A 26,369-nucleotide genomic window follows, 5' to 3' on the forward strand; every position below is an offset into this window, starting at 1 on the left:
CCCATCCTGTCACGGCCGGCGACTGAAATGCCAGAGGACCGCATGCATCCGAAACGAGCAACGGACAGGAGGCGCGGTGCCAGCTGGCACCGCGCCTCCTGTCCGTCAGCTGGTCGCGTCTACGCGACCGCCGCCTGCACCTGCCGCTGGACGCGTCCGAGCATGCCCACCATGCCGCGGATCCGCAGGGGGCTGACCGCTTCGGACAGGCCGATGGTCAACGGGTAGTCCGTCGGGACGGCGAGCACCTGCTCGACGGTCAGGCCGGACAGGCCCTGCGCCAGGATCGAGGCGAAGCCGCGGGTGGTCGGCGCCTCGCGCGGGGCGGTGGCGTGCATCCGGACCACGTCCGGGGCGTCACCGTCCTCGCCCACCGTGACGGTGATGAAGACGGGGGACTGGCACTCCTCGACGCGTTCGAGCTCGTCCTCGTGCCCCTGCAGGCGTTCGGGCAGTGCGGGCAGCTCGTTCGAGAACTCGAGCAGGAGCTGCAGGCGGTCCTTCTGGCCCAGGGCGAGGAAGTCGTCGCGGATCTCGGCGAGGGTGGCGGGGAGTGGTGCGTCGGTGCTGGCGTTCATCGGTTCGGAACAGTACCCGGCTCGGATCCCTGCACGATGGGGACGCGGACGGCGCTGCCCCACTCGGTCCACGAGCCGTCGTAGTTGCGGACGTTGTCGTAGCCGAGCAGGTGCTGCAGGACGAACCAGGTGTGGCTCGAGCGCTCACCGATGCGGCAGTAGGCGATGACCTCGTCAGCGTCACCGATGCCGGCACCGTCGCGGTAGACGGCGTCGAGCTCGTCGCGTGACTTGAAGGTGCCGTCGGGGGCTGCGGCCGTCGCCCAGGGGATGTTCACGGCGGTGGGGACGTGGCCGCCGCGCAGCGCGCCCTCTTCCGGGTAGTCGGGCGCCGTCGTGCGCTCCCCGCTGTACTCCGGGGCGCTCCGGACGTCGATGAGCGGCTTGCCGAGGTGCGCGAGGACGTCGTCCTTGAAGGCGCGGACGGGCTCGTCGTGGCGCTCGACGACGGGGTACTCGACGGGCGTGACCGGGGTCTCGTCGGTGGTCAGGGCGCGGTCCTCGGCGATCCACTTGCCCCGACCGCCGTCGAGCAGGCGGACGTCCTCGTGACCGAACAGGGTGAACACCCAGAGGGCGTACGCCGCCCACCAGTTGTTCTTGTCGCCGTAGATCACGACCGTGGTGTCGCGGCCGATGCCCTTGCCGCCGAGGAGCTCGGCGAAGGCGGCACCGTCGATGTAGTCGCGCTGCACCGGGTCGTTGAGGTCGGTGTGCCAGTCGATCTTCACGGCGCCCGGGATGTGCCCCGTCTCGTAGAGCAGGACGTCCTCGTCGGACTCGACGACCACCAGGTCGGGCGCGCCGGCCCCGGCGTCGAGTTGCTCCTGCAGCCACTCGGTGGAGACGAGGCGCTCCGGGTGCGCGTAGGCGGCGAACTTCTCGGACGGGTCGACCGGTGCGGTCATCGGGGGTACCTCCAGGGGGTGCGGGGGAGCGTGGTGCTGGGGAGCGTGGTGCTGGCGCCGGACTAGGATCGGGCGTTGGTGCCTGTGGGCAACGGTACGCGGACGTACCGTGCCCCTGACGCAACGTGACACCCCACGACATGCTTCCCGGAAGGGTTCCCCGATTGCCCGCTCACCTCGTCGACCGTGATCCCCGGGTGACCCCGCAGCAGATGGCCGCGGCGCTCGTGCCCCCGCCCCAGTTCACGGACGCGTCGTTCGACTCGTACCGGCCGGACCCGGACTACGACTCGCAGGCCTCGGTCCGCGATGCCGTCGCCGCGTTCGTGGCCGCCGGTCCCGCGGAGGCACCGCGGCGCGGGCTGTTCGGGCGCCGGAAGCAGTCGGCGGAACCCGCGGCGAAGTCCGGTGTGTACCTGGACGGCGGGTTCGGCGTCGGCAAGACCCACCTGCTCGCAGCCGCCTACCACGCGGCCACCGGGCGGAAGACGTTCGGCACCTTCATCGAGTACACCGCGCTCGTGGGTGCCCTGGGGTTCCAGGGGACGGTCGACCTGCTCCGCGGCACCGCCCTGGTGTGCATCGACGAGTTCGAGCTCGACGACCCGGGCGACACGATGGTGATGACCCGGCTCATCAAGGAACTGACCGAGACCGGCACCCGCTTCGCCGCGACGTCGAACACGCCCCCGGGAGCCCTGGGCGAGGGACGCTTCGCCGCGCAGGACTTCCTGCGCGAGATCCAGGCGATGTCGGACCGCTTCGACACGATGCGCATCGACGGCCTCGACTACCGCCGACGTGCCGTGGACGAATCGGCGCAGGTGGTGTCCGACGTGCCCGCCGCGCTGCCGTCCGGCACCGTGACGCTCGACGACTTCGGCGCGGTGGTCGCACACCTGGGTTCCGTGCACCCCTCGAAGTACGTCGCGCTGGTCGAGGACCTCGACGCCGTCGGGCTCACCGACGTCCGGGCCTTCACCGACCAGACCGACGCGCTGCGCTGGGTCGCCCTGGTGGACCGGTTGTACGACGCGCAGGTGCGCATCGTCGCCTCGGGCACCCCGCTCGACCAGGTGTACCCCGACGTGATGCTCGAGGGCGGGTACCGCAAGAAGTACCTGCGCGCGGCTTCGCGCGTGGTGGCGCTCACCCGCGCCTGAGGGGCCCCGCCGTCAGACCGACCTGTCCACGGCGGTCTCCTGCCCCTCGCGCAGGGGACATCGGGCCGGCGGAAACACGACGTTTACAAACGGCGCGGTCGCGTTACATCCGCGAAACAGTTCGTGCTCCCTCGTGAAACCTCGCCTCGCCAGACTCTGTGACACCCGAGGCGGTCCAAGAGCCGCTCGTGCAATCGAGAGGTGAGCAGATGCTTGATCAGGGCAACACGACGTTCGTGTTGGTGATGGCTGCGCTGGTGTTGTTCATGACACCCGGCCTGGCCTTCTTCTACGGCGGCTTGGTGAAGGCCAAGTCCGTCATCTCCATGATGATGATGTCGTTCGGTGCGATCGCGCTCGTGAGCGTGCTCTGGGTGGTCTACGGCTACGCGATCGCCTTCGCCAACCACGGCGACGGCACGGCGGTCTCCGGCGTGGTCGGGTTCTTCAGCATCGACTGGAACCAGATCGGCCTCGGCCAGGCCTTCGAGGAGGCGCAGTCCTCGAACATCCAGGCGGCGTACCCGTCGATGGCCTTCGTCGGGTTCCAGGCGACGTTCGCGATCATCACCGTCGCGCTCATCTCCGGCGCCATCGCCGACCGCGCCAAGTTCGGCGCGTGGATGGTCTTCGCCGGCGTCTGGGTCACGGTCGTCTACTTCCCGGTCGCCTCGTGGGTCTTCAACCTGACCTCCGGCTGGGCCGCCACGTGGGGCGTCATCGACTTCGCCGGTGGCACCGCGGTGCACATCAACGCCGGTGCCGCGGGGCTCGCCCTGGCGATCGTGCTCGGCAAGCGCGTCGGCTTCGCCAAGGGCGCGCACAAGCCGCACAACCCGCCCTTCGTCCTGCTCGGCGCCGCCATCCTGTGGTTCGGCTGGTTCGGCTTCAACGCCGGCTCCGAGGGTGCTGCTGACGGCATCGCCGCGATCGCCTGGGTGAACACCCTCGCTGCCCCGGCCGCCGCCATCCTCGGCTGGCTGCTCATCGAGAAGCTCAAGGACGGCAAGGCGACCTCCGTCGGTGCCGCCTCGGGAGCCGTCACCGGCCTCGTCGCGATCACCCCGGCCTGTGCCGCGCTGACCCCGGGTTGGGGCATCCTGCTCGGCTTCCTCGCCGGCATCGTCTGCTGCTTCGCCATCGACTGGAAGTACCGCCTGGGCTTCGACGACTCGCTCGACGTGGTCGGCGTCCACCTGGTCGGCGGCATCTTCGGCACGCTGTTCCTCGGCTTCTTCGCCAACGACACCGGCCTGATCTACTCCGGCTCGTTCGAGCAGCTCGGCAAGCAGGCGGCCGCAGCGGGCGCAGTCGGCGCGTACTCGTTCGTCCTGGCCTTCGTCATCGGCTGGATCATCGAGAAGACGATGGGCTTCCGCGTCAAGACCGAGGACGAGGTCGCCGGCATCGACACCGCGGTCCACGGCGAAGAGGGCTACGTCCTCTACGAGCAGACCGACGACAGCCCGGTCAGCGTCCGCTAGACACGCTCCACCACCGCACGACGACGGGCCCCGCGCACACAGCAGCGCGGGGCCCGTCGTCGTCCGCGCGCGGCCTCTCGTGCAGGCGGTCGCCGTCCGGCGACTCCCGCTGCTGGGTCGTGACGGGTCCACGAGTCTTCGACGCGCCCTGGACGTGACCACGTGCCGGGAGGCGCGGTGCGGGTCCGACCCGCACCGCGCCTCCCGGCGGTGCCCTGCCTTTCCGGGCTCAGCTCACCAGGCGTAGTCCTCCGGCGACGTCTCGTGCCCCGGGAAGATCTCGTCGAGACGGTCCAGCGCACGCTGGTCGAGGCGGATGCCGACGGCGCGGACCGCCGACTCCCACTGCTCCATCGTGCGCGGACCGGTGATCGGCGCGGTGACGCCGGGCTGGTGCAGCAGCCAGGCGAGGGCCAGTTCACCCGGCGTGTGGCCGAGCTCCTTCGCGAACGACTCGTACGACTGCAGCTGGTCGCGGTGCGCGTCGACGTACTCGGCGCTGCGGCCGGACAGCCGACGGGAGCCGTTCTCGGTCTTCTCGATGACGCCGCCGAGCAGGCCGCCCTGCAGCGGCGACCAGGGGATCACGCCGAGGCCGTACGCGCGGGCGGCCGGCAGGACCTCGCGCTCGACGTCGCGGACCACGAGGTTGTAGATCGACTGCTCGCTGACCAGGCCGAAGGTGTTCCGGCGCTTCGCGGCCTCCTGCGCCTGGGCGATGTGCCACCCGGCGAAGTTCGACGAGCCGACGTACAGGACCTTGCCTTGCTGCACGGCGACGTCGATCGCCTGCCAGATCTCGTCCCACGGCGTCGCGCGGTCGACGTGGTGGAACTGGTACAGGTCGATGTGGTCGGTCTGCAGCCGCTGCAGGCTCGCGTCGAGCGACTGCCGGATGTTCAGGGCGCTGAGCTTGCCGCCGTTCGGCCAGTCGGTCATCTCGCCGTAGACCTTCGTGGCGAGGACCGTCTTCTCGCGGCGACCGCCACCCTTGGCGAACCACCGTCCGATGATCTCCTCGGTGGCACCCTTGCCCACCGAGCCGCCGTAGCCGTTGGCGGTGTCGAAGAAGTTGACGCCGAGCTCGTGGGCCCGGTCCATGATCGCGTGCGAGTCGTCCTCGCTGGTCTCCGGGCCGAAGTTCATCGTGCCGAGCACGGCGCGGGAGACGGACAGACCGGTGCGACCGAGGTGTGTGTAGTCCATGAGACGGGTCTACTCGTGACGCGCTGCCGGCGCCAGGCCCTGGGAGTACCGGTCGAGGGGTGGGGAGTAGTCAGGAGGGACCACTCGAGAGGAGCAGCCATGCCAGCCAAGGACGAGATCCCCAGCACCCTGCAGCGGTCCCCGGAGCACGCGCAGGAGATCTTCGAGAAGACACTGGACTCGGCGAACGAGACGTACGGCCCGGGCGAGCGGGCGCACCGCACGGCCTTCGCCGCCGTGAAGCACGAGTACGAGAAGGTCGGCGACCACTGGGAGGAGAAGGAGTCCTCCGGGCCGTCCGACTCCGGTGCCGCCGGCTCCCGCGGTTCTGGTTCGCGTTCTCCGGGGAAGACCGAGGGCGGTGTCGACGCGAACGCCTCGAAGGCGCACCTGATGGACGTCGCGAAGCGGCTCGACGTCAGCGGCCGCTCCACGATGACGAAGGACGAGCTGGTCGAGGCGATCGGCAAGGCGAACGACCGCGCGACCGCTGCAGCGCGGAAGTGAGCGGGGGCGTGCCGTCCATTCCCCGGTCGGCATGCGGCGGTGGGGTGAGGGGGTAACGTGCCGACGATGAACATCCCAGCACTCCGCGGCAGCCGGATCCTCGGGTTCGGACACCACCAGCCCGAACGCGTCCTGACCAACGACGAGCTGTCGACGATGGTCGACACGAACGACGAGTGGATCCGCACCCGCACCGGGATCCAGACGCGTCGGATCGCCGGGCCCGACGACACCGTGACGTCGATGGCGATCGAGGCCGGACGCCGTGCCCTCGCCGACGCCGGGGTGTCACCCTCGGCCGTCGGACTCGTCATCGTCGCCTCCACAACCCACCAGGACCGCGCGCCCTACACGGCAGGTCGGGTCTCCGCCGCACTCGGCATGACGAACGGTCCGGCGCCGATCGACATCAACACCGCGTGCAGCGGGTTCGAGTACGCGCTCGGGCTCGCCGACCAGTCCATCCGCACCGGTTCGGCCGACGTCGCGCTCGTCATCGGGTCCGAGGTTCTTTCCGGCATTGCCGACTGGACCGACCGGTCGACGTGCGTACTCGTCGGTGACGGGGCCGGCGCCGCCGTGCTCGGGGTCGCCGAGACACCCGAGATCGGCCCGGTGTCGTGGGGGAGCGTCCCGCACCTGCTCGACGCCGTCCGTGTGGAGGGGTCGCCCGGGCGGTTCAACCAGGAGGGTCGCTCGATCTACCGGTGGGCCATCACCGAGGCCGAGGGGCACGCCCGCAAGGTCGTCGAAGCCGCCGGGCTCGCGATGGACGACATCGAGGTGTTCGCGTTCCACCAGGCGAACCTGCGGATCATCGAGCCGCTCGTCACCGCGCTCGGTGGGGAGTCGAAGTTCGTCATCCGCGACGTCGTCGAGTCCGGGAACACCTCGGCCGCGAGTGTGCCGCTCGGGCTGTCGAAAGCCTGGGAACGTGGCGACCTGCCGGAGGGAGTGCCGGCCCTGCTGTTCGGGTTCGGTGGTGGGTTCGCCCATGCCGGGCAGGTCGTGACGACGCCGGTGCGGTCCTTCTAGGCGCGGTTGCACGAACGGCCCGGGCTCGGCTGCTGAGCATCCGTGCCCGGGCCCTGCTCGGTCGTCGCGCCGGACCGTTCGCGGTCGTCGCGCCGGACCCTTCTCGGTCGTCCTGGCTACCGCTTCGAGCGGGGGTCGTCCTGGCCCGGCTCGGTCCAGAGGTCCTGGTCCTTGCCCGCGCCGCGCTTCCACGGCAGGGCACGCCGGGTCTTCTCGGCAGTCGGTGTGACCGTCAGCACGATCGGGAACTCCGCCGGCGGCATGCCGAACCCCGTCCGCGACGCCTGGATCACCTTGCGGCCCAGGGCGTGGTTCCCCAGACCGCCGACGGCCGCTCCGATGCCGAACGGGAGCGCGCGGCCGAGGACCGAACCGCCCTGCCGGATGGCGAAGCGCTTGATGAACTGGTCACGGACCTGTCCGCCGATGCCGTTGACGACCTGCTTCGGCAGCGAGGACGTCACCATCTCGCCCCAGAACGCCGTCCGGGCCTGACCGCCCGCGGCCTGTCCGGCGAGCTGTTTGATGAGCTGCGTTCCCGGCGCGCCGAGGATCATCGCCATCACCAGCGTGCGAGCGCGCTCCGGGTCGTCCAGCGCGATGCCGTGTACCTCGGTCACCGACTGTGCGAACAGGGCGGTGGTCTCGAGGAACCCGACCGTCTCGGCGCCGCTCAGTCCGAGCGCAGCGGCCATCCCGACTCCGGGGATCACCGCACTCGCACCGACCGCGGCGCCACCGGTCGTGACAGCGGCCAGGTACTGCCGCTCGAGGATCTGGATCACCTCGGCGGGGGTCGCGTCGGGCTTGCGGCGACGGATCGCGTTGACGTGCGCGACCACGACGGGACGCTGCACGCTGATGACCCGATCGAGCCACTTGGCCCAGCCCGAGGGCTGGACCTGCTGCGTTCGGGGGTCGGAAGAGGTGGGGGAGACCGGTGCGGTCGGCAGGGGCACGATCGACTGGTCCTTCGGAGCACGGGCCATGCGTTCACCGTACGCCGAGCACGTGAGAGGCTCGCTGGGTGGACACCGATCTGGAGCAGGGACCCCTCGACGACGCCCGTCGTGCGGCCGGGTTCCTGACCGTCCGGCAGGTGGCCGCCCTCGCGCCCGAGGTCCGGGTGCTCGATCCCGCGTCCGTCCTGATCGGGGTGGGTGTTTCGGTCCTGCCCGGGGTGGAGCTGTACCCGTCCACGACGCTCGAGACCCGGCACGGTGGGGTGATCACGCTGGCCGCCGGTGCCCGCCTGGGCCCCGGACCCGTGACCGTCGTCGCGTCTGCGGCGGCCGTGCACATCGGCGAGGGTGCCGAACTCGGCCCAGGCCCGGTGACCATCGTGGCCGACGGGTCCGACGTCGTGATCGGTGGTCGGGCTCGCCTGACGGCCGGGTGTCTAGTCGAGGGGCCGGCGCGGATCGGCTCGGGCGCACAGGTGCTCGGGCCGGTGTCCGTGCGCGACGTCGAGCTCGAGGACGGCGGCGACCACCGCGAACCCGACCCGGACCACCGCGGCGGCGTGGTCAAGGGCACCGGGCCGGTCCGGGGTGTGCGCGTGGGCCGCGGCGAGGTCGTGGTCGGTGGGGTGGTGCACGCCGGTGAAGCGTCCGGTCGGCCGCGGATCGAGCGTCAGCGCACGTACCACCCGGACGCGCCGCGTCGTCCGCGCTGATCGTCGAACACGCAGCCTCAGCACGGGACACCCGCCCGCCGGAGGGCAGCCCGCACCCGGTCGGGCTGCATCAGGTCGGCCCACGAGATCCGGACGACCGCCCGGACCCCGGGGAACGACCGGATGAAGTCTTCACGACGTTTCTCGCGCCAGTGCGCGTCCGCGGTGGATCGCCCGTCGAGCAGCGCCGGGTCCTCGTACTTCGCGCGGCCGTCGACCTCGACCACGACGCCCTGGTCGGGGAACCAGAAGTCCACGATCGCCGTGGCCGATCCGGCCCGGGCGAACACGTGCTGCTGCACCGGCTCCGGCACCCCAAGCTCGCGGAAGCGCACGCGGCACACCGACTCCGCCGGTGACCCCGACAGCGCCGACCCCATCCCCACGGCGATCCCTGCCTTGACCCGGGCGAAGGCCAGCGATGCGAGCTCCGCGTCCAGCGCCTCACGGTCGGTGAGCCGACGGGAGAGCACGGCATCGACGACGGGGAGTGCTTCGAGCACGGAGCGTGTCGCAGCGACGTCGATGGCGGTCCTGGCGGCCGTGGTCGTGGGGGTCGCCTGCTGATCGACGAGGACTGCGGGCGCTCGCCCCTGTGCACCGTGTCGGACGAACCACGCCGTGACACGGGTGTGCGTCGTGGTCGGATCGGTGAGGTGCACCTTGGGCGGTGCTGCCCCGATCAACGGGAGTCCGAGGACCGCGCACGCAGACTGGTGTGAGACGACATCGGTCGCGCGGAGTCGGTGCGCCGAGGCACGAACGAGCACGTGGTGCTGCTCACCGGGGTGCATCCCGTCGAGTGCATCCGGGCGGACGAGGACGCCGGGGCGGAGGCGTTCGTACCGTCCCCGGTGGACATCGCGCTCGAGCGCGCGGCGTTCAGCGGAGGTCGCACCCGTCGTGCGGATCAGTTCGACGTCGTTCGCTCTGGACATGGCACCAGGCTCGCCGAACCTCGTGGTTCAGCTCCCGCCATCGCCTGATCTGTGGAGAGCCGGGCGGCGGCGACGACCTGTGCAGGACTGACCAGCTTCGATGCGCGTGCATCTTGCGACGACCCACGCGTCGAACGACTCGTGTCTTGTCGTCACATGCACACGCACCATCTGCGTGCACATCTTCCGACGATCCACGCCGTGAACGACTGGTGGAATGTCGAAGAACGGGTGCGAACCCCCGACCTACACCCGCGCGAGCTCCGCCCGCAGCGGCAGGTCCTGCTCCTCGAGGATGACCTGCGCGCCCACGGCCGTCCGGGCGTTCACGACGATCGGCGCGAGCAGGTTCACCGTGGTGCCGGATGCGCCGGGGTTCGCGACCACGAGCAGCATCGCGTCGGCGGGGTCGGTCAGCCCGAGCCCGGCGGCCTGCTCGTCGGTGAGCTCCGGCGCGTACGACGGCAGGTGCACCGCGGCGTCGAGCAGGAACAGCCGTGCGTCGTCGCCGACGAGCGTGAACAGCCCCTCGGCGCCGTCGACCGGCGAGAGCTCGAAGGCCGCGGCGGGGGCGAGCCCGAACGGCGGGACGGCGAAGGTCAGGGAGATGCTCATCGGAGGTAGTCCATCAGGGTCGGCTGCAGGACCTTCGCGGTGACGGCGAGGGCTGCCTGGTAGTTGGTCTGCTGCACCTGCAGGTCGAGGACGGCCTTCGCGAGGTCGACGTCCTCGATGTCGGCGCGGCGGCTCTCGAGCGAGACGGTCGCGGACTTCAGCGAGTCCTGCGCCGCGAGTGCGGCGGCGTGCCGGACGCCGACGTCGGCCTGGGCGCCGCGGACGGTCCCGAGCGCCGTGTCGACGTCCCCGATGCGAGCGTTCACGTTCACCCCGTTCTGCAGGTCACTGACGATGGAGTCGATCATGCCGAACACCGAGTCGTCGCCGGATCCGAAGACGGCGGTGCCGGAGGTGTCGACCCGCACCGTGGTGCCGTCGCCGACCCGACGGGACACGTCGGTGCCCGATGCCGCCCAACCCGTCGCGGGGTCGTAGGCGACAGCGGAGGTCGACGATCCCGCGAACACCGAACGGGTGCCGTAGGTCGTGTTGGCACGGGCCTCGAGGTCGGCCTTGAGCGACCGGAACTGCGTGACGAACGCGTCGCGGTCGGTGTCGCTCATGGTGCCGGAGTTCGCGGCCCGGACCGAGAGGTCGCGGACGTTGTTGAGCACCGAGTACACGCTGGACAGCGCACTGTCGGTGGTCGCGAGCCACGCCGCGGCGTCGTTCGCGTTCCGCGAGTACTGCGCGGCTGCGGCCTGCTCCTTGCGCACCTGCATCGACGACGCGGTGCCGACCGGGTCGTCCGAGGGCTTCTGGATCGCACGCAGCGTCGTGGCCTGGTCGGTGAGCTCGGCGACCCGCGCGGCACCGGCCTGCAGCCGGGCCGAGGCGGCCGCCATCGACATCTGGGTGGTCACACGGGTGATCACGATCAGCCCCTCCCGACGAGTCCGACGCGGTTGATGATGGTGTCGAGCATCTCGTCGACCGCGGTCAGGACGCGCGCCGCGCCCTGGTACGCGTGCTGGTAGCTCAGCAGGTTGACGTTCTCCTCGTCGAGGTCGACGCCGGCGCTCGACTGCTGCTGGGTGCGCGCGTTGGTGAGCGCGAGTCCGGTCATCGTCGATTCCGACGTGGCCGACCTGGAGGCGGTGCCCACCCCCGCCACGAACGTCGCCCAGACCTGGTCGGCGCCGTCCGACGACGCCCCGAGTCTCGCGAGCGCGTCGGCGAACGAGTCGTCGAGTTCCCCCGCCGCGTTCCGCGTCGCCAGGCCACCGGCGTCCGTGGGGACGACGCCGAGTGCCTGGGCGGCGGGGATGCCGGCCGCCAGGGAGAAGAAGGGGGCGCCGGTGGTGCCGGCCGGGGTGGTCCCGGCGGCGTGCAGGGTGTTCACGGTCGTGGCGAGCCGCGTGGCCACGGCGTCGTAGGACTTGGATGCCTCGGCGAGTGCGCCGCCGGTGCCGGTGCCGGACGCGGGCGCGAGGACCGCGAGGGCGCCACCGATCGACCCGCCGCTCAGTCCGACCGCCCCGGCCGTGCCGGTGGTCCAGGTCAGGGTGACCGCGGTGCCGTCGGCGAGACGTTCGCCGCCGCCGAGGGCGACCGAGCGGGCGTCGGTGCCCTGCACGAGCGGGTTGCCGCCGAGGAGCACGTCGACCGTGCCGTCGGCGTTCGTCCGGGTGGTGCCGCCGGCGAGCGTGGCGATCTGCTGCGTGAGCTGGTCGCGCTGGTCGAGCAGCTCGTTGGCGTTGCCGCCCGAGGCGAGCGCGGTGCGGATCTTGCCGTTCAGGTCGGCGACCTGCTCCGCGGCGCCGTTCAGCTGGGCGACCTGCCCGGTCAGGGTGCCGCGCACCGAGGACCACTGCGCGTCGACGGCCTTCGAGCCGGCGGCCAGGGCGGCGACGACGGTGCCGGCGGCCCCGAGCACGGCACTGGCGGCACCCGGGTCGTCGGGGTGGCTGGCGAGCTCGCCCCAGGACGACCAGAACGCGTCGAGCTTGGCGCTCAGGCCGTCCTTGCCGGGCTCGTGCAACCCGGTCTCGAGGGCGGAGAGCGCCGTGGCGCGGGCATCGGCGTAGGCCGACGAACCGGCGGCAACGCGGACACCGGCGTCGAGCGTCAGGGACGCCAGGCGGGCGATGCCGTCGACCGAGACGCCCTGGCCGGCGAGGGCCGCGGTGCCCCGCATGAACCCGGTCTGGGTCGCGGGGATCGAGTTCTGCGTGACGCGCTGGCGGGTGTAGCCCGCGGTGCCGGCGTTCGCGATGTTCTGGCCGGTGACGTCGATGCCGGCGCGGGCGGCTGCGAGGCCGGAGTAGGCGGTCGCGAGGGATCCGAAGGTGCTGACCACGGTGCTACAGCGTCCCCTCGAACAGGCGGGCGCCGTCCTGGCCTGCGCCGGACGTGCCACTGGCGTCGTAGGTGGCGGCGCCGGTGACGGTCCCCGCCAGGGTCTCCTCGGTGGCCTGGGCGGCGGCACGGAGGAACCGGTCGTTCTCGTCGCGCAGGGCACCGATCTGGGTGGTCAGCTCGACCATCGCGGTGAGGTGCGACGACAGGATCTCCCCCCACGGACCGTTCGGCGCCGCGGCGACGACGTCGCGCAGGGGAGCGTCGGCGGCCACGCCCCACTCCTCGGCGACCTCGGCGCTCTGCGCGGCGCGCTCGAGACCGGTGCTGCGGAGCCGGTCGAGGACCTGCTCGACCTCGCGGCTGGCGTGCGACACCCAGCGGGAGCGGCCCGCGGTGAGCAGGAGCTGTTCCTCCTCGAGCTTGAAGGTGAGCAGTTCGAGCAGCTCGCGTTCGCGCCAGAGCACGGCGGACAGGTCGTTCACGCTCATCAGCTCCTCCCAGGTGGTGGTTCGTCGGGGTGGTCCCCGGTCCGTCATCCTGCGGACACCGGGACCTATCGACTCGGTGATCGCGACCGTAAGCCCCGGCGGCCGAGTGCCGTCCCCCGTACTCGTCGACTCTGTGACCCGATGACCCCCGTCGGGGGACAAGAACGAGCGTTCCCGACCCCGGGTCCCCCCAAATGCCGACCCGGAACGGGGCCTGACACCCCCGCACTGGGGACGGTTGTGCACCTGTTCAGCGCATTGCCAGCCGATACATTCAGAACGCACCCCGGGGGACACCCGGAACCGCTCGGGAACGATGCGGGGTGCACCGCTCGGAGGGACCCGGGCGGGTCTTCGGCGTACGCACCGGCCATCCGAGGCCGGCGTCCGTCGCGCCCACGGACGGGTGAGCCGACACACGTCAGGTCGACCAGGGGAACAGCATGGACCGCACCGAACGCAACGCGATGATCGTGGAGCACCTCCCGCTCGTGGGCTACATCGTGGCCGACGTCCGCTCCCGGGCGACGCACCTGGACCGCGACGACCTCGCCGCCGTCGGATCGCTCGCACTCGTCGCAGCCGCCGAGGCCTTCGACCCCACCCTCGGCGTGCCGTTCGGCGCCTACGCCCGCACCCGGATCGCCGGTGCGCTGGCCGACGACATGCGCTCGGCCGACTGGGCCTCCCGCGGCACCCGGAAGCGGATCCGCGAGACCCTGGCAACGCAGGAGGCCCTGTCCGCACGCCTCGGCCGGAGCGTCGGTGCCCAGGAGATCGCCGATGCCATGGGCGTCGACAAGCAGACCGCCGTCGACGCGATGAGCGACGCCGCCCGGACCGTCGCGCCGCTCGACGAGACCGTGCACGACCTCGTCGCCGCGGACCTGCCGCTCCCCGGGGACGACCTGCTCGAGACCGAGAAGCGCCGGTACCTCCGCGCCGCGGTCGAGGCCCTGCCGGAGCGGATGCGCTTCATCGTCGAGGCCGTGTACTTCGGCGACCGCTCGGTCACCGACGTCGCCGCCGAGCTCGGCATCACGCACTCGGCCGTCTCGCAGCAGCGCTCCGAGGCGATGCGCCTGCTCCACGACGGTCTCGCCGCCCACTACGGCGACGGCACCACCGTCGAGCCCGCGAGCCGCACCACCGCGGCCCGCCGCAGCGCCTACCTCGCCCGTGTCGCCACGAACGCGGCCGCCGGTGTCGCCCGTGCCGTGCACGACGCCGCGTCCGGCCCGGCCGTCGCGGCGAGTTGAGACGTCGGCGGAAACTTCTCCGTCGATCCCCTAACGACTCGCGGCAACCGGCCGAGAGTCATCCATGTCAGCCCACGGACGGGCCGACGCACGACCCACATTCACGGAGGAAACCACCATGGGTATGTCCATCAACACCAACCTCTCGGCACTCAACACGTACCGGAACCTCAACGCGACGCAGAACGACCTGTCGAAGTCCCTCGAGAAGCTCTCGACCGGTCTCCGCATCAACCGTGCTGCCGACGACGCTGCCGGTCTGTCGATCTCCGAGGGGCTGAAGTCCCAGGTCGGTGGCCTCACGGTCGCCGCCCGCAACGCGCAGGACGGCATCTCCGTCGTGCAGACCGCTGAAGGTGGCCTCACCGAGACCCACTCGATCCTCCAGCGCATGCGCGACCTGGCTGTCCAGGCCGGCAACGACTCGAACAACGAGGACTCGCGGAAGGCGATCACGACCGAGGTCGGTCAGCTCCAGGAGGAGCTGCAGCGCATCTCGGACTCGACCAACTTCAACGGGATCAAGCTGCTCGACGGCAAGGCATCCACCACGGCTGCCGGTCCCGGTACCGGCAAGCTGACCTTCCAGGTCGGCGCGGACGGCTCCGACGCCAGCAAGATCGACGTCGACCTCACGGGCGCGGACGTCTCGAAGGTCGCCACGGCGGTCAAGGCGCTCGACTTCACCACGGGCGACAACGCTCGCCTCGCGGTGACCGAGCTCGACGCGCAGATCAAGTCGGTCTCGGAGGCTCGTTCCAACCTCGGTGCGGTCCAGAACCGCTTCGACCACGCCATCAACGTGACGAACGTGGCCAAGGAGAACCTCACCGCTGCCGGTTCGCGCATCACCGACGTCGACATGGCGCAGGAGATGGTCAAGTACACGCGCGACAACATCCTGAGCCAGGCCGGCACCTCGATGCTCGCGCAGGCGAACCAGAGCACCCAGGGCGTGCTCTCGCTCCTGCGCTAGCCATCACGACGTCCGTCCTCCGGGCCCGATCGGGTGTCCCGGAGGACGGACGCCGCCATCCTGACCACCTCCACGACGCCAGGGAGTATCGACGATGTCCTCGTCCGTGTCCTCGAGCAGCAGCCTCGCGATCGACGGTCTGGTCAGCGGTCTCAAGACGACCGACCTCATCAACTCGCTGATGAGCGTCGAGGGGGTCCCGCAGACCCTGCTCAAGAACAAGCTCATCACCACGAACTCGTTCATCTCGTCACTGCAGACGCTCAACGGGTTGATCCAGGGGCTCGCCACGAAGGCCGCGGACGCCGCGAAGGCCTCGTCGCTCGACCTCTTCGCCGCGACGAGCACCGCGCCGAGCGTCACCGCCGTCACCGGTACCGGGGCGACCGCCGGCTCCATCAGCTTCACCGTCGGTTCGACCGCCTCGGCACAGGTCGGGGTCACGGCCGCGATGTCGACGTGGTCGACCGGTGCGCAGCCGATCACGATCGTCGGCGCGGACGGCGGGTCGACCACCGTGACGCCGGCGTCCGGTTCGCTCGACGACGCCGTGTCCGCCCTGAACAAGTCCGGTGCGGGCGTCATCGCGACGAAGGTCTCCGCCGGCACCGACGCCGACGGCAGCAAGCTCTACCGCCTGCAGCTCACGTCCGCCACGACCGGGGCGGCCGGCGGCTTCCAGGTGTACCGGGGCGGCGCCGACGACGTGGCAGCGGGCACCGCGACGAACGTCCTCACCGAGACCGGTGCCGCCGTCGTCACCACGGCGACCGACGCCAGCGTCACCCTCTGGGCCGGCACCGCCGCCGCGCAGACGGTCACGAGCGCGACGAACACCTTCACCGGGCTCGTCCCCGGGCTCGACGTCACCGTATCGAAGGCCACCACCGAACCCGTCACCGTGACGGTCGCGCAGGACACCACCAAGGCCCAGTCCGTGGCCTCCGGGCTCGTCGACGCGATGAACGCGGTCGCCGCCTACTACAAGACGAACACCGCGGTGTCGAGCTCGACCAGCGCGACGTCCGGCACCACGACGACGAAGGCCGGCGTCCTGCTCGGCGACGGTGCGTCCCGCGACGCCGTGCAGCGGCTCACGAGCACGATGTCCGCCCCGGTCGACGGCAAGTCGCCGTCGACGATCGGGATCGTGATCACGAGGGACGGCAGCTTCACCTTCGACCCGGAGGTCTTCCAGAAGGCACTCGCCGCCGATCCGAAGGCCACCCAGGCGATGCTCTCCGGCGTGGCCGCGAACGTGGGCGCCGCCGCCACCGCCGCGTCCGACAAGTACGACGGCTCGATCACCACGTCCATCACCGGGCAGCAGGCCGTCGCCAAGGACCTCAACACCCAGATCGACAGCTGGACCGACCGGCTGACGAGGCGCCGGGCCGCGCTGCAGACCCTCTACTCATCCCTCGAGACCAGCCTCAGCAAGCTCCAGTCGCAATCGAGCTGGCTCGCCGGCCAGCTGGCCTCGACGTCGAGCTGACGGGAACGACCATGACCTTCGACTTCCAGGCAGCCGCCTTCCGCCAGGCCGCCCAGCCGCGCACCGTCACCGACCAGCGTCGTGCCCAGTACACGAACGAGGCCGTGCTGTCGGCGACGCCGGCCCAGCTCGTGACGATGCTCTACGACCGGCTGCTGCTCGACCTGCACCGTGCCGAGGCCGCGCAGGTCGCCGCCGACTGGGAGGCGGCCCGCGAGCAGCTCCTGCACGCCCAGGCGATCGTCGGCGAGCTCTCGAGCACCCTCCGGATCGACGTCTGGGACGGCGGCGAGGGCCTGCTCGCCGTCTACAACTACGCCTCCACCTCGCTCATCACGGCGAACGTGCACCGCGACGTGCAGGCCACCCGCGACTGCATCCGGATCCTCGAGCCGCTGCGTCAGTCGTGGCACGAGGCAGCCGCGTCGCTGCCCGCGACGCCCACCGCGCAGCAGCCGACCGGGGGAGCCCTCGGTGTCGCCTGAGCCCTCCGCAGAGCCGTCGCCTGAGCAGTCGGGCGGACGAGCCGCATGGGAGGCCCTGCTCACCTCCCTGGAGCACGACGCCGCCGGGCAGGCGGCCGACTCCACTGCCGTGGCCGGGTGGTCGGAGCCGGCCGGGCTGGGACCGCTGCCGCGGGACCTGGTGGGACGGGCCTCCCGGCTGCTCGCCGCGCAGCGGGACCGCATGACGGTGCTCGAGGCGGACCGCCGCTCGACGCTGGAGCACCTCGGTGCCCTGCGCGCCGTCGACGCCACGCGCGAGCCCCGCGGCTCCGTGTACCTCGACGCTTCCGCCTGACCCGCGCCCGCGGGCGACAGGGTCGTCGTCGTACGACGGCGACCCTGTCGCTTCCGCGCCCGTGCAACTGCCGGCGTGCGCAACTGGCGGCGTCTGCACGGAGCGACGATGTCGTCGTCGTACGACGGCAACCCTGTCGCTCTCGCGCGCGTGCAACTGCTGGCGCGCGCAACGGGCGACGTCGTCGTTGTCGTACGACGTCGGCTCCGTCGCTTCCGCGCGCGTGCAACTGGTGGCGCGTGCACGGGGCGACGATGTCGATGTCGTACGACGTCGACGGTGTCGCTCCCGTGCGCGTGCAACTGTCAGCGCGCGCAACGAGCGACACCGCACACCGACGCCGCACCCGCACCCACCGCCCCCCGTTCGGGGCGACGCCTAACGCGGCGGACGACGGACTCCGATAGCGCCACTCGAGCACGGATCGCTCACCAGTTCGGCCAGGGATCGGCCACCACCGCACGGCGACGTCGCACCCGACGACGCCTGACGAGGGGATCCTTCGTGTTCGATTCCGTGACGAGCGTCGCGCTGCAGAGCGCACTCGACGGTCTGTCGATGCGCCAGAAGGTGATCGCGAACAACATCGCGAACATCAACACGACGAACTACCACGCCGAGAAGGTCCAGTTCGAGGACGCCCTCGCGAAGTCGATCGTGGACGGCGACGGTGCCACCACGCCGACGATGGCGCGCAGCCTCGAGCCGACGAACACGAACGGCAACAACGTCAACCTCGACGAGGAGACGCTGTCGAACATCGACACCGTGCTGCGGTACCAGTTCGCCACGCAGGCGATGAACTCCGAGCTCACCAGCGTCCGCGCGGCGATGCGGACGAACTCGTGACGACCTTCGACGCGATCGGCATCGCGAGCACCGGCCTGACCGTGCACCGGAAGTGGCTCGACGCCGTCTCGGACAACATCGCCAACGCGAACACCGTGAAGTCGATGGACGACACCGCGTTCCAGGCACGCTACGTCGAGGTGCAGGAAGGCAACGGCGTCTCCGGCGCCTACGTCAAGGGCGCAGCGTTCGGCAGCGCCGCCGGCCGTGTGACCTACGACCCGGACAACCCGCTCGCCAACGAGGAGGGCTACGTCCGCATGCCCGACATCGACCTCGGCACGCAGATGGCGGACCTCATCATGGCCCAGCGCGGCTACCAGGCGAACGCCGCCGTGGTCGACCGTGCCAAGACCGCCTACGAGGCGGCACTGCAGATCGGGAAGAACTGATGCCCATCGACGCCGTGAACGGTGTGACCACCAACGCGATGACGAACGCCCTGACGAGTGTCTCGGGGACGTCCAGCGACAGCACGAACGCCACCGGTGCCGCCGGCGCGACCGACGGCAGCGGGTTCGCCGCGAGCCTCGGCAACGCCGTCGACGGGCTGCAGTCGCTGCAGAGCGACTCGAAGACCCTGGCGCTCAAGGCCGTGACCGGCAACCTCGACGACATCCACGACGCCACGATCGCCGCCACCCGCGCGCAGGTCACGCTCGAGCTCGTCTCCGCCGTCCGCAACAAGGGCGTCGACGCCTTCAACGAGATCATGAGGATGCAGGCCTGATGCCCGTCGCCGTCAAGAACGTCTTCGCGCGCCTCAGCGCCTACGTGAAGGGCTTCTCCGCCGCCCAGCGCACCATCGCGATCCTGGCGATCGCGGCACTCGTGCTCGGTGGGATCGCCCTCGCGTCCTGGCTCGGCAAGGCGTCCTACGCCCCGCTCTTCACCGGGCTCGCCGCGGCCGACGCGAGCTCCATCACGGACCAGCTGCAGACCGACGGTGTGCCGTTCCAGCTCACCGACGGCGGCGCGACGATCCTCGTGCCGCAGGCGCAGGTGTACTCGGAGCGGCTCAAGGCGGCGTCGAACGGCCTGCCGTCGTCGAACGAGGGCGGCTACTCGCTGCTCGACAAGATGGGCGTGACGAGCTCGGAGTTCCAGCAGGACGTCACCTACAAGCGCGCGATGGAGGGCGAGCTCGCCAAGACCATCGGTGCGATGGACGGCGTGCAGACGGCCACCGTGCAGCTCGCGATCCCGGAGAAGTCGGTGTTCGTCTCCGAGGAGAAGGACCCGACCGCGTCGGTGTTCATCGCGACCGAGAACGGCACGCAGCTGAGCACCGACCAGGTGCAGGCCATCGTGCACCTGACGAGCGCCTCGGTCGAGGGCATGCAGCCCACCGACGTCTCGGTCGTCGATGCGAAGGGCCAGACCCTGTCCGCCGTCGGCACCGGCGCGACCGGCAGCGGTGCGGACCAGGCTGCCGACTACGACGCGGCGACGAGCAAGAAGATCCAGGACCTGCTCGACACCACGCTCGGCGTCGGCAACGCGACCGTCGTGGTCTCCGGCACCATGAACCAGGAGTCCGGCACCCGGACGTCCGAGAGCTACACGTCTCCCACGTCGGGCCCGGTCGCGCTGAACGAGTCGAGCACCACCGAGGAGTACGGCGCCGGCGCCGGTGCGGGGACCGGTGCGACCGGGGTCCTCGGTCCGGACAACATCGCCGTCCCGAACGGCACCGCGACGAGCGGCACCGGCGACGACGGGTACAAGAACGAATCGGCGACGAAGAACAACGCCGTCGACCACACCACCGAGACCACGCAGATCCCCTCGGGCGGGCTCGACCGGCAGACCATCTCGGTCGCGCTGAACTCGAAGGCCGACGCCGTGCAGAACGCGAACCTGCAGAGCATCAACGACCTGGTGTCCGCCGCCGCGGGTGTCGACCAGAACCGTGGCGACCAGGTCAAGGTCGCGATGATGGACTTCGACACGAGCGCCTCCGACCAGGCCGCGAAGGCCCTCGAGGCCCAGCAGAAGGCCGACCAGCAGGAAGCGCTGTGGTCGTCGATCCGCACCGCCGGCATCGTGATCGGCATCGTCCTCGCCGTCATCGCGATCATGTTCTTCGTCGCCCGCCGCAACCGGAAGCAGGAGCGCGAAGCCGTCGACCTCGGCGAGCTCGACGCCTTCGCCGGCGAGACGTTCCAGCTGCCCCTCGCGATGGACGGCGTCGACGACCGCGCGACGCTCGGTGCCGGTGACGCCCCGACCGCCGTGCTGTCGGCGATGCCCGGCGGCGACGCTCCCACCGAGGTGCTGACGACCGAGGAGATCACCGCCGAGCGCCGCCGTCAGGACATCTCCGCCCTGGCCGAGCGCGACCCGAAGCGCACCGCCGAGCTCCTGCGCGGGCTCCTCGACGACCGGGCACCGGTGTGAGCGCGCTGATGCCGAGCCCCGGCGGCGGTTCCGGTCCGAGCGACCGTGCCCTGACCGGTGCGCAGAAGGTCGCGCTCATCCTCATGCAGATGGAGACGGACCGCGCCGCCGAGGTGATGAAGCAGTTCACCGAGATGGAGGCCGAGGAGATCTCCGCCGAGATCGTCCGGATGCGCCGCGTCGAGGACACCGTCGTCGACCAGACGCTGTCGGAGTTCCACCGGATCACGATGAGCGGCCGGCTGCAGAAGCGCGGCGGCAAGGAGACCGCCCTCGGGCTGCTCGAGGCGTCGTTCGGTGCCGAGCGGGCCGCCGGCGTGATGGACCGTCTGGCCTCGAACCTCGCCGGCCAGTCGTTCGACTTCCTCGACGACGCCGAACCCGGCCAGGTCATCTCCCTGCTCGAGGGCGAGCTGCCCCAGACGATCGCGCTCGTGCTCGCCCACCTGGGCCCCGGGCAGGCCAGTGCCGTGCTCGCCGGGATCGACGAGCGCGTCCGCACCGACGTCGCCCAGGCCTTCGCCACGATGGGCAGTGCGACCCCCGAGGCCGTCGGCATCGTCGCCGGTGTGCTGCGCCAGCGCGCCGGGGCCGTCGTGTCGCCGCGCGAGAGCGTCGAGGTCGTCGGTGGCATCGCGCCCCTGGTCGACATCATCAACCGCTCGGACGTCGCGACCGAGAAGGCCGTGCTCGAGGGACTCGAAGCCCGCGACCCGGAGCTCGCCGAGGACATCCGCTCCCGCATGCTGACCTTCGAGGACATCGTGAAGCTCGAGTCCCGCGACATCCAGCAGGTGCTGCGCGGCATCGACTCGAAGATCCTCGCGACCGCCATGAAGGGCGCAGCCGGGCCGGTCGTCGAGACCATCCGCGCGAACGTGTCCGAGCGCAACCGCGAACTCCTCGACGACGAACTGCAGGCCATGGGCCCGGTCCGCGTCTCGCAGGTCGAGGAAGCCCGTGCCGAGGTCGTCCGCTCCGTGCGCGAGCTCGAGGCCCAGGGCGTCGTCACCGTGCACCGCGCCGAGGAGGACGAGCTCGTTGACTGACACCGTGGTGCACCGCGTCGCCTTCCCGGTGCTCGCCGACCCCGCCGGACGCGAGCGCGCGTCGAGCGCGGACGTCCGCGGGCACGCGGCCGGGTACACCGCCGGCCTGCGGGCCGCTCAGGCCGAGACCGACGCCCTGCGCGCCCGGCTCGAGACCGAGCACGCCGCGCGGATCACCGCGCTGCAGGCCGACACGGCACGCCGGATCGCGGTCCTCGACGCCGCCACGAACGCCATGCTCTCCACGGTCGCACCCGTCCTGGCGGACGCCGAGGCGTCGGTCGCGAGCGCGGCAGTCGACCTGGCCGAGGCGATCGTCGGGAACGTGGTCCGCGCCTCCAGGCCCGCACCCGACGCGACCGTCACCGACGGTCCGGACGGACAGAGCAGCCGGGAGGCCCGGATCGCGTCCGGTGCGGAGGCCACCGTCCGGCGGGCGCTCGCGTCCGTCGACCGCACGGTCCCGGTGGCCGTCCGGCTGAGCCCGGCGGACACCGCGCGCGTCGCCGGCCTCGACCTGCCGGTGCCGGTCGTCGCCGACGGCGCCCTGCGCGACGGCGACGCCGTCGTCGACCTGCCGGACGGCATGCTCGACGCGCGCATCGCCACGGCGCTCGACCGCGCCCGCACGGCCCTCGGGGTCGGCGCGACGGGAGCCGACCGGTGACCGCCACGCTGCTCCGTCCGCGCGGTCTCGACGAGGCGCTGCTGCGCGCGGCACCCCAGCGGGTCGGTGTCGTCACGAGCGCCGTCGGCCTGGGGCTGACGATCGCCGGGCTCGACGCCCGCGTCGGTGAGGTCGTCACGGTCGGCGCCGAGGACGGCGAACAGACCGCGGTCGAGGTCGTCGCCACCGACGCCTCGGGCGTCCGCTGCATGCCGCTCGGCCGCCTGGCCGGCGTGACCGCGGGCACCCCGGCGCGTCCGACCGGCCGCCCGGTGCTCGTGCCGACCGGATCCGGTCTGTTCGGCCGCGTCCTCGACGGACTCGGCCGACCGATCGACGGCCGCGGCCCGCTCGAGGGTCCCGGCGGCGAACCGGTCACCTGGGTCCCGCTCGACCACGACACCCCGAGCGCGATGGCCCGGACCCGCATCGACACCCCGATGCAGCTCGGCGTCCGCGTGCTCGACACCCTGACCACCGTCGGCCGTGGGCAGCGCATGGGCCTGTTCGCCGGGTCCGGCGTGGGCAAGTCGTCGCTGCTGTCGATGATCGCGCGCGGGAGCGACGCGGCCGTCAACGTCATCGCCCTGGTGGGGGAGCGCGGCCGTGAGGTGCGCGAGTTCCTGGAGGACGACCTGGGACCCGAGGGGCTCGCCCGCTCGATCGTCGTCGTGTCCACCTCCGACGAGCCCGCGCTCATGCGCCTGCGCGCCGCGTTCGTGGCCACCCGCATCGCCGAGTCGTTCCGCGACGCCGGCCAGGACGTCGTGCTCATGATGGACTCGCTCACCCGCGTCGCGATGGCGCAGCGTGAGATCGGGCTGTCGGTGGGGGAACCGCCGGCCACCCGGGGCTACCCGCCGTCGACGTTCTCGGTGCTCGCGGGACTGCTCGAGCGCGCCGGGACCGACCGCGTCGGCAGCATCACGGGCATGTACACCGTGCTGGTCGACGGCGACGACCACAACGAGCCGATCGCCGACGCGGCCCGCAGCATCCTCGACGGCCACGTCGTGCTCGACCGCAAGCTCGCGATCACCGGGCACTTCCCGTCGGTCGACGCCCTCGGCTCGGTGTCCCGCGTCGCCTCGAAGGTCACCCGACCCGAGCAGCGTGCCGCCGCCACCGTGCTGCGGAAGGTGATGGCCGCCCGTGCCGGCGCCCAGGACCTGCTCGACGTCGGTGCGTACCAGCGCGGGTCGAACCCGCTCGTGGACGCCGCCGTCGACCACCAGGGATCGATCGACGCGTTCCTGCGCCAGGGCATGGACGAGCGGGCGACCGCCGACGCATCCTGGCAGCGCCTCGGCGGCCTCGTGCAGCAGCTGGGGGTGTCGTGATGGCCCGCCGTTTCCCGCTCGCCGGACTCCTGCGCCTGCGTCACACCGAGCAGGACCGTGCCGCCGCCACGCTGGCCACCGCGAACGAGCGCGTCCGTGACGCAGCCGACGCCCGGATCGCGGCACGCCGGAGCCTCGCCGACAGCGAGGACGCCCAGCCCATCCAGGACGCCGCGACCCTGAGCGCCGTCGCCGCAGCCCGTGCCGCGACCCGCGGGATGCTCGAGGAGCTCGACGCCGTGGTGCAGAACCGCCGTGCCGACGCCGACCGGGCACAGCAGGACTACACCGCCGCCCGTCGCGCCGCCGTCGGCCTCGAGAAGCTCGAGGGCAAGCACACCGAGCAGCAGGCGGCCGAGGAACTCCGGACCGAACAGAACGCCCTCGACGAGATCGCGGCACGACGCCGCACGGAAGGTGGTGCCCGATGAGCGTCGAAGCGGTGCTCTCCCGGATCTCGGAGATCCGGTCCCAGATCGACACGCTGCGCGGCGGGACGGCCACGGCTGCCCCGGGCGCGTCCGCCACCGGTGGGGCCGCGGGGTCCTCCGCCTTCGCCGACGCCCTCGCCACCGCCGACGGCACGACCGGCGCGGCGACCGCTGCCGGTGCGACCGCCGCAGCCTCCGCGACGGGCACCCGTACCCCCGCGACCTCGGTCGACGCCGGGGCCGGCACCCTCGCCACCGGCAGCGGTGCGACCGGCGCCGACGTGGTGGCCGACGCGAAGAAGTACCTCGGTGTGCCGTACGTGTTCGGCGGGGAGACGACCGCGGGCATGGACTGCTCGGGCCTGGTGCAGACGGTCTTCAAGGACCTCGGGGTCACGATGCCCCGGGTCGTGCCGGACCAGGCGAAGATGGGCGTCGAGGTCGGCTCCCTGAAGGACGCGCAGCCCGGCGACCTGATCATCCCGAAGGGCGAGGGCCACGTCGTCATCTACGTCGGCGACGGCAAGGTGCTGCACGCGCCGCGCCCCGGCAAGGACGTCCGGATCGTCGACAACTGGTACTCCCAGGGCGACATCGCGACCATCCGCCGGATCGTCCCCGCACAGGCGGCCCCGGCGGCCGTCGCCGCGCCGACCGCCTCGACAGCGCGTTCCGCGACCGACCTGCAGACCGCCGCGCTGCTGTCCATGATGCAGTCCGGGAGCGCCGCATGAGCCTGACCATCGCCACCCAGCCGTCCGTGCCCACCGCACCCGGCACCAACCGGGGTGCATCGTCCGACTCCGCTGCTGCCGGGTCCTTCGGCGCAGCACTGACCGCCGCCGTCGCGACCGAGCGGCGCCCCGGAGACGGTGCCGCCGGGCGGGACGACACCGACGGCCGCACGGCGGACGGCTCGGCCGCGACGCCGAGCGCTGCCACGCCGAGCGCTGCCACGCCGTCTGCGTCCGCGTCCGCGTCGGACCAGTCGGTGCCCGCGACCGGTTCCCCGTCGGTCGACGCGCAGGCGCTGCTCGCCGCCGGACTCGTGGCTGTGGCCGCACCGACCGCTCCGGCGGGCCTCACGAGCGGCACGGCGGACCAGTCGACCACCGGCGCCGCCGAGACGCCCGCCGCCGTCCAACACATCGACGTGGCCGCAGCGGCACCCGCCGGAACGACCACGACCGCACCGTCGGTGGAGGGGGACACCTCGACGCCGGTCCCGTCGACCCCGGCGCGGGCCACCGCCCCCGCCACGGCGGCCCCGCAGCAGGCACCCGCGTCGGGCGGGGCACGGCAGAACGCTGCCGGAGCGACGACGGGCACGGCGACCACCGCCGCGGCGACGCCCGCCGTGCCGCCCGCCGGCAGCGCGTCTCCGGCCGCCGCCGCGACGATCGTCGCGGGCGCCGCCCCCGCGACCACCACAGCCGCGACGACGGCCGTCTCGACGACCACTGTCTCGACGACCACAGCCGCGACCGACGTGGCGACCACCGCCCCGACGGCCACTGCCGCGATCGCGGCCCCCGCCGCCACCCGCACCGCCGACGGCGACACCGCAACCGTGCCCCCGGGCCAGGCGCCGGTCGTCACGGCCGCCCCGGCAGCCGGCACCGGCTCCCGAGCCGGCCACGGGACGGAGCAGCAGGCGTCGACGCCGGGTGATCCGGGCCTCCCGGCCGTCGCCCCCAGCCGCGGTGGCGAGACGCCGTTCGTCATGTCGACGACGTCGACCACCGCGCCCGCCGCGGCGACTGCGCCGGCCCCGGCACCGCTCGCCCAGCAGCTGGCGCGACCGGTGTTCTCGCTCGCACAGGCCGGCCCCGGCGAGCACGTCGTCACCGTGCAGGTCGTGCCGGACAGCCTCGGCCCGGTCACGGTCCGCGCGCACGTCACGGCGCACGGCATGCACGTCGAGCTGTTCGCCGCGTCGGACGCCGGCCGTGAGGCCGTCCGCCAGGTCCTGCCGGACCTGCGGCGGGACGCGGCCGGCACCGGTGTGAGCACCACGCTCGACCTGTCGTCGCAGAACCAGCCGCAGGACGCGCCGGGTCGTGACGAGCGTCCGGCCGCGCGTGCGCTGCCTGACGATCTCGGCCTGGAGGCGCGGGTCACCCCGCGCGCGCAGCCCACCGCCCACACGCCCTCCATCCGCACCGCGGGACTCGACGTCCTCGCCTGATCCGGCTCACGAA

Annotated in this window: 29 protein-coding genes; 20 read left to right on the forward strand and 9 right to left on the reverse strand. The window is 71.8% G+C overall.

Annotation, left to right across the window (positions count from 1 at the left end; genetic code table 11):
- Positions 1 to 119: 119 nt before the first annotated feature.
- Positions 120 to 578 carry a SufE family protein gene (locus FFG40_RS11380; RefSeq protein WP_027465483.1) on the reverse strand — a complete coding sequence of 153 codons (459 nt, stop codon included), beginning with the start codon at positions 576 to 578 and terminating at the stop codon, positions 120 to 122.
- Positions 575 to 1,486 (reverse strand): sulfurtransferase, encoded by a 912-nt coding sequence (locus tag FFG40_RS11385; RefSeq protein WP_111057222.1) that lies wholly within the window; start codon positions 1,484 to 1,486, stop codon positions 575 to 577. The genes FFG40_RS11380 and FFG40_RS11385 overlap by 4 nt, the downstream gene beginning before the upstream one ends.
- Positions 1,487 to 1,626: 140 nt before the next feature.
- Here FFG40_RS11385 and zapE point away from each other — a divergent pair, with 140 nt between their 5' ends.
- Together zapE and FFG40_RS11395 are read left to right on the forward strand one after the other, a co-directional pair.
- A complete protein-coding gene (gene zapE / locus FFG40_RS11390) occupies positions 1,627 to 2,649 on the forward strand; it encodes a cell division protein ZapE (RefSeq protein ID WP_138803518.1) in 1,023 nt (340 codons plus the stop codon).
- Between the two features lie 209 nt (positions 2,650 to 2,858).
- A complete protein-coding gene (locus FFG40_RS11395; RefSeq protein WP_111030006.1) occupies positions 2,859 to 4,133 on the forward strand; it encodes an ammonium transporter in 1,275 nt (424 codons plus the stop codon).
- A 234-nt stretch (positions 4,134 to 4,367) separates the two neighbouring features.
- Here the strand turns inward: FFG40_RS11395 and FFG40_RS11400 are convergent, their stop codons facing one another.
- Positions 4,368 to 5,339 carry an aldo/keto reductase gene (locus FFG40_RS11400; protein WP_138803252.1) on the reverse strand — a complete coding sequence of 324 codons (972 nt, stop codon included), beginning with the start codon at positions 5,337 to 5,339 and terminating at the stop codon, positions 4,368 to 4,370.
- Positions 5,340 to 5,438: 99 nt separating this feature from the next.
- Here FFG40_RS11400 and FFG40_RS11405 point away from each other — a divergent pair, with 99 nt between their 5' ends.
- Positions 5,439 to 5,846 (forward strand): ChaB family protein, encoded by a 408-nt coding sequence (locus FFG40_RS11405; protein ID WP_138803253.1) that lies wholly within the window; start codon positions 5,439 to 5,441, stop codon positions 5,844 to 5,846.
- A gap of 66 nt (positions 5,847 to 5,912) precedes the next feature.
- Positions 5,913 to 6,881 (forward strand): beta-ketoacyl-ACP synthase III, encoded by a 969-nt coding sequence (locus tag FFG40_RS11410; protein WP_138803254.1) that lies wholly within the window; start codon positions 5,913 to 5,915, stop codon positions 6,879 to 6,881.
- 116 nt (positions 6,882 to 6,997) lie between these two features.
- On the opposite strand, the gene FFG40_RS11415 is transcribed toward FFG40_RS11410, so the two are convergent.
- Positions 6,998 to 7,870 carry a hypothetical protein gene (locus FFG40_RS11415; RefSeq protein ID WP_185974168.1) on the reverse strand — a complete coding sequence of 291 codons (873 nt, stop codon included), beginning with the start codon at positions 7,868 to 7,870 and terminating at the stop codon, positions 6,998 to 7,000.
- A 38-nt stretch (positions 7,871 to 7,908) separates the two neighbouring features.
- Between FFG40_RS11415 and FFG40_RS11420 the strand changes: the two genes are divergently transcribed.
- On the forward strand, positions 7,909 to 8,556 hold the full coding sequence (locus FFG40_RS11420) for a hypothetical protein (protein WP_138803255.1): 648 nt from the start codon (positions 7,909 to 7,911) through the stop codon (positions 8,554 to 8,556).
- Between the two features lie 17 nt (positions 8,557 to 8,573).
- Here FFG40_RS11420 and FFG40_RS11425 read toward each other — a convergent pair whose 3' ends face one another.
- The 5 genes from FFG40_RS11425 to FFG40_RS11445 form a co-directional block, all read right to left on the reverse strand.
- Positions 8,574 to 9,494, reverse strand: coding sequence for a hypothetical protein (locus FFG40_RS11425; protein ID WP_138803256.1), 921 nt, complete (start codon positions 9,492 to 9,494; stop codon positions 8,574 to 8,576).
- Positions 9,495 to 9,740: 246 nt separating this feature from the next.
- On the reverse strand, positions 9,741 to 10,109 hold the full coding sequence (fliW, locus tag FFG40_RS11430; protein ID WP_027465503.1) for a flagellar assembly protein FliW: 369 nt from the start codon (positions 10,107 to 10,109) through the stop codon (positions 9,741 to 9,743).
- Positions 10,106 to 10,987 (reverse strand): flagellin, encoded by an 882-nt coding sequence (locus FFG40_RS11435; protein ID WP_138803257.1) that lies wholly within the window; start codon positions 10,985 to 10,987, stop codon positions 10,106 to 10,108. The genes fliW and FFG40_RS11435 overlap by 4 nt, the downstream gene beginning before the upstream one ends.
- A 2-nt stretch (positions 10,988 to 10,989) precedes the next feature.
- Positions 10,990 to 12,411 (reverse strand): flagellar hook-associated protein FlgK, encoded by a 1,422-nt coding sequence (gene flgK / locus FFG40_RS11440; protein WP_138803258.1) that lies wholly within the window; start codon positions 12,409 to 12,411, stop codon positions 10,990 to 10,992.
- 4 nt (positions 12,412 to 12,415) lie between these two features.
- Positions 12,416 to 12,901, reverse strand: coding sequence for a flagellar protein FlgN (locus FFG40_RS11445; RefSeq protein ID WP_027465506.1), 486 nt, complete (start codon positions 12,899 to 12,901; stop codon positions 12,416 to 12,418).
- Between the two features lie 443 nt (positions 12,902 to 13,344).
- On the opposite strand from FFG40_RS11445, the gene FFG40_RS11450 reads away from it, so the two are divergent.
- The 15 genes from FFG40_RS11450 (at position 13,345) to FFG40_RS11520 (ending at position 26,356) form a co-directional block, all read left to right on the forward strand.
- Positions 13,345 to 14,160, forward strand: a complete 816-nt coding sequence (locus FFG40_RS11450) for a sigma-70 family RNA polymerase sigma factor (protein ID WP_027465507.1) — start codon at positions 13,345 to 13,347, stop codon at positions 14,158 to 14,160.
- A 118-nt stretch (positions 14,161 to 14,278) separates the two neighbouring features.
- Entirely contained in the window at positions 14,279 to 15,136 is an 858-nt protein-coding gene (locus FFG40_RS11455; RefSeq protein ID WP_027465508.1) for a flagellin, read from the forward strand.
- 94 nt (positions 15,137 to 15,230) lie between these two features.
- The gene (fliD, locus tag FFG40_RS11460; protein ID WP_138803259.1) at positions 15,231 to 16,631 is read left to right on the forward strand and encodes a flagellar filament capping protein FliD; all 1,401 of its coding nucleotides are present in this window, start codon (positions 15,231 to 15,233) and stop codon (positions 16,629 to 16,631) included.
- An 11-nt stretch (positions 16,632 to 16,642) separates the two neighbouring features.
- On the forward strand, positions 16,643 to 17,116 hold the full coding sequence (gene fliS, locus FFG40_RS11465; protein ID WP_138803260.1) for a flagellar export chaperone FliS: 474 nt from the start codon (positions 16,643 to 16,645) through the stop codon (positions 17,114 to 17,116).
- Complete coding sequence (locus tag FFG40_RS11470; protein ID WP_110863832.1) at positions 17,106 to 17,432, forward strand: hypothetical protein; 327 nt, start codon at positions 17,106 to 17,108, stop codon at positions 17,430 to 17,432. Before fliS ends, FFG40_RS11470 begins: the two co-directional genes overlap by 11 nt.
- 504 nt (positions 17,433 to 17,936) lie before the next feature.
- Positions 17,937 to 18,281 carry a flagellar basal body protein gene (locus tag FFG40_RS11475; RefSeq protein ID WP_017886135.1) on the forward strand — a complete coding sequence of 115 codons (345 nt, stop codon included), beginning with the start codon at positions 17,937 to 17,939 and terminating at the stop codon, positions 18,279 to 18,281.
- Positions 18,278 to 18,673: a flagellar basal body rod protein FlgC gene (locus FFG40_RS11480; RefSeq protein ID WP_071244596.1), complete on the forward strand. Its 396-nt coding sequence runs from the start codon at positions 18,278 to 18,280 to the stop codon at positions 18,671 to 18,673. The genes FFG40_RS11475 and FFG40_RS11480 overlap by 4 nt, the downstream gene beginning before the upstream one ends.
- Positions 18,673 to 19,011 carry a flagellar hook-basal body complex protein FliE gene (gene fliE / locus FFG40_RS11485; RefSeq protein ID WP_176708761.1) on the forward strand — a complete coding sequence of 113 codons (339 nt, stop codon included), beginning with the start codon at positions 18,673 to 18,675 and terminating at the stop codon, positions 19,009 to 19,011. The genes FFG40_RS11480 and fliE overlap by 1 nt, the downstream gene beginning before the upstream one ends.
- Positions 19,011 to 20,681, forward strand: coding sequence for a flagellar basal-body MS-ring/collar protein FliF (fliF, locus tag FFG40_RS11490; protein WP_111057203.1), 1,671 nt, complete (start codon positions 19,011 to 19,013; stop codon positions 20,679 to 20,681). The genes fliE and fliF overlap by 1 nt, the downstream gene beginning before the upstream one ends.
- 8 nt (positions 20,682 to 20,689) lie before the next feature.
- The gene (fliG, locus tag FFG40_RS11495; RefSeq protein WP_071244891.1) at positions 20,690 to 21,730 is read left to right on the forward strand and encodes a flagellar motor switch protein FliG; all 1,041 of its coding nucleotides are present in this window, start codon (positions 20,690 to 20,692) and stop codon (positions 21,728 to 21,730) included.
- Positions 21,723 to 22,397, forward strand: coding sequence for a hypothetical protein (locus FFG40_RS17140; RefSeq protein ID WP_185974169.1), 675 nt, complete (start codon positions 21,723 to 21,725; stop codon positions 22,395 to 22,397). Before fliG ends, FFG40_RS17140 begins: the two co-directional genes overlap by 8 nt.
- The gene (locus FFG40_RS11505; protein ID WP_138803261.1) at positions 22,394 to 23,737 is read left to right on the forward strand and encodes a FliI/YscN family ATPase; all 1,344 of its coding nucleotides are present in this window, start codon (positions 22,394 to 22,396) and stop codon (positions 23,735 to 23,737) included. Before FFG40_RS17140 ends, FFG40_RS11505 begins: the two co-directional genes overlap by 4 nt.
- Positions 23,737 to 24,168, forward strand: a complete 432-nt coding sequence (locus FFG40_RS11510) for a flagellar FliJ family protein (RefSeq protein ID WP_071403924.1) — start codon at positions 23,737 to 23,739, stop codon at positions 24,166 to 24,168. Before FFG40_RS11505 ends, FFG40_RS11510 begins: the two co-directional genes overlap by 1 nt.
- On the forward strand, positions 24,165 to 24,902 hold the full coding sequence (locus tag FFG40_RS11515) for a C40 family peptidase (RefSeq protein ID WP_138803262.1): 738 nt from the start codon (positions 24,165 to 24,167) through the stop codon (positions 24,900 to 24,902). The genes FFG40_RS11510 and FFG40_RS11515 overlap by 4 nt, the downstream gene beginning before the upstream one ends.
- Entirely contained in the window at positions 24,899 to 26,356 is a 1,458-nt protein-coding gene (locus tag FFG40_RS11520) for a flagellar hook-length control protein FliK (RefSeq protein ID WP_138803263.1), read from the forward strand. Before FFG40_RS11515 ends, FFG40_RS11520 begins: the two co-directional genes overlap by 4 nt.
- Positions 26,357 to 26,369 lie beyond the last annotated feature (13 nt).

The sequence above is a fragment of the Curtobacterium sp. KBS0715 genome (assembly GCF_005938005.2).
In the GTDB taxonomy this organism is placed as follows: domain Bacteria; phylum Actinomycetota; class Actinomycetes; order Actinomycetales; family Microbacteriaceae; genus Curtobacterium; species Curtobacterium flaccumfaciens.

Coding starts and splice junctions, on each gene's coding strand:
- FFG40_RS11380 (WP_027465483.1), bottom strand. CDS start 578: ATGAACGCCAGCACCGACGCACCACTCCCCGCCACCCTCGCCGAGATC.
- FFG40_RS11385 (WP_111057222.1), bottom strand. CDS start 1,486: ATGACCGCACCGGTCGACCCGTCCGAGAAGTTCGCCGCCTACGCGCAC.
- zapE (WP_138803518.1), top strand. CDS start 1,627: ATGCTTCCCGGAAGGGTTCCCCGATTGCCCGCTCACCTCGTCGACCGT.
- FFG40_RS11395 (WP_111030006.1), top strand. CDS start 2,859: ATGCTTGATCAGGGCAACACGACGTTCGTGTTGGTGATGGCTGCGCTG.
- FFG40_RS11400 (WP_138803252.1), bottom strand. CDS start 5,339: ATGGACTACACACACCTCGGTCGCACCGGTCTGTCCGTCTCCCGCGCC.
- FFG40_RS11405 (WP_138803253.1), top strand. CDS start 5,439: ATGCCAGCCAAGGACGAGATCCCCAGCACCCTGCAGCGGTCCCCGGAG.
- FFG40_RS11410 (WP_138803254.1), top strand. CDS start 5,913: ATGAACATCCCAGCACTCCGCGGCAGCCGGATCCTCGGGTTCGGACAC.
- FFG40_RS11415 (WP_185974168.1), bottom strand. CDS start 7,870: ATGGCCCGTGCTCCGAAGGACCAGTCGATCGTGCCCCTGCCGACCGCA.
- FFG40_RS11425 (WP_138803256.1), bottom strand. CDS start 9,494: ATGTCCAGAGCGAACGACGTCGAACTGATCCGCACGACGGGTGCGACC.
- fliW (WP_027465503.1), bottom strand. CDS start 10,109: ATGAGCATCTCCCTGACCTTCGCCGTCCCGCCGTTCGGGCTCGCCCCC.
- FFG40_RS11445 (WP_027465506.1), bottom strand. CDS start 12,901: ATGAGCGTGAACGACCTGTCCGCCGTGCTCTGGCGCGAACGCGAGCTG.
- FFG40_RS11450 (WP_027465507.1), top strand. CDS start 13,345: ATGGACCGCACCGAACGCAACGCGATGATCGTGGAGCACCTCCCGCTC.
- FFG40_RS11455 (WP_027465508.1), top strand. CDS start 14,279: ATGGGTATGTCCATCAACACCAACCTCTCGGCACTCAACACGTACCGG.
- fliD (WP_138803259.1), top strand. CDS start 15,231: ATGTCCTCGTCCGTGTCCTCGAGCAGCAGCCTCGCGATCGACGGTCTG.
- fliS (WP_138803260.1), top strand. CDS start 16,643: ATGACCTTCGACTTCCAGGCAGCCGCCTTCCGCCAGGCCGCCCAGCCG.
- fliE (WP_176708761.1), top strand. CDS start 18,673: ATGCCCATCGACGCCGTGAACGGTGTGACCACCAACGCGATGACGAAC.
- fliF (WP_111057203.1), top strand. CDS start 19,011: ATGCCCGTCGCCGTCAAGAACGTCTTCGCGCGCCTCAGCGCCTACGTG.
- fliG (WP_071244891.1), top strand. CDS start 20,690: ATGCCGAGCCCCGGCGGCGGTTCCGGTCCGAGCGACCGTGCCCTGACC.
- FFG40_RS11510 (WP_071403924.1), top strand. CDS start 23,737: ATGGCCCGCCGTTTCCCGCTCGCCGGACTCCTGCGCCTGCGTCACACC.
- FFG40_RS11515 (WP_138803262.1), top strand. CDS start 24,165: ATGAGCGTCGAAGCGGTGCTCTCCCGGATCTCGGAGATCCGGTCCCAG.
- FFG40_RS11520 (WP_138803263.1), top strand. CDS start 24,899: ATGAGCCTGACCATCGCCACCCAGCCGTCCGTGCCCACCGCACCCGGC.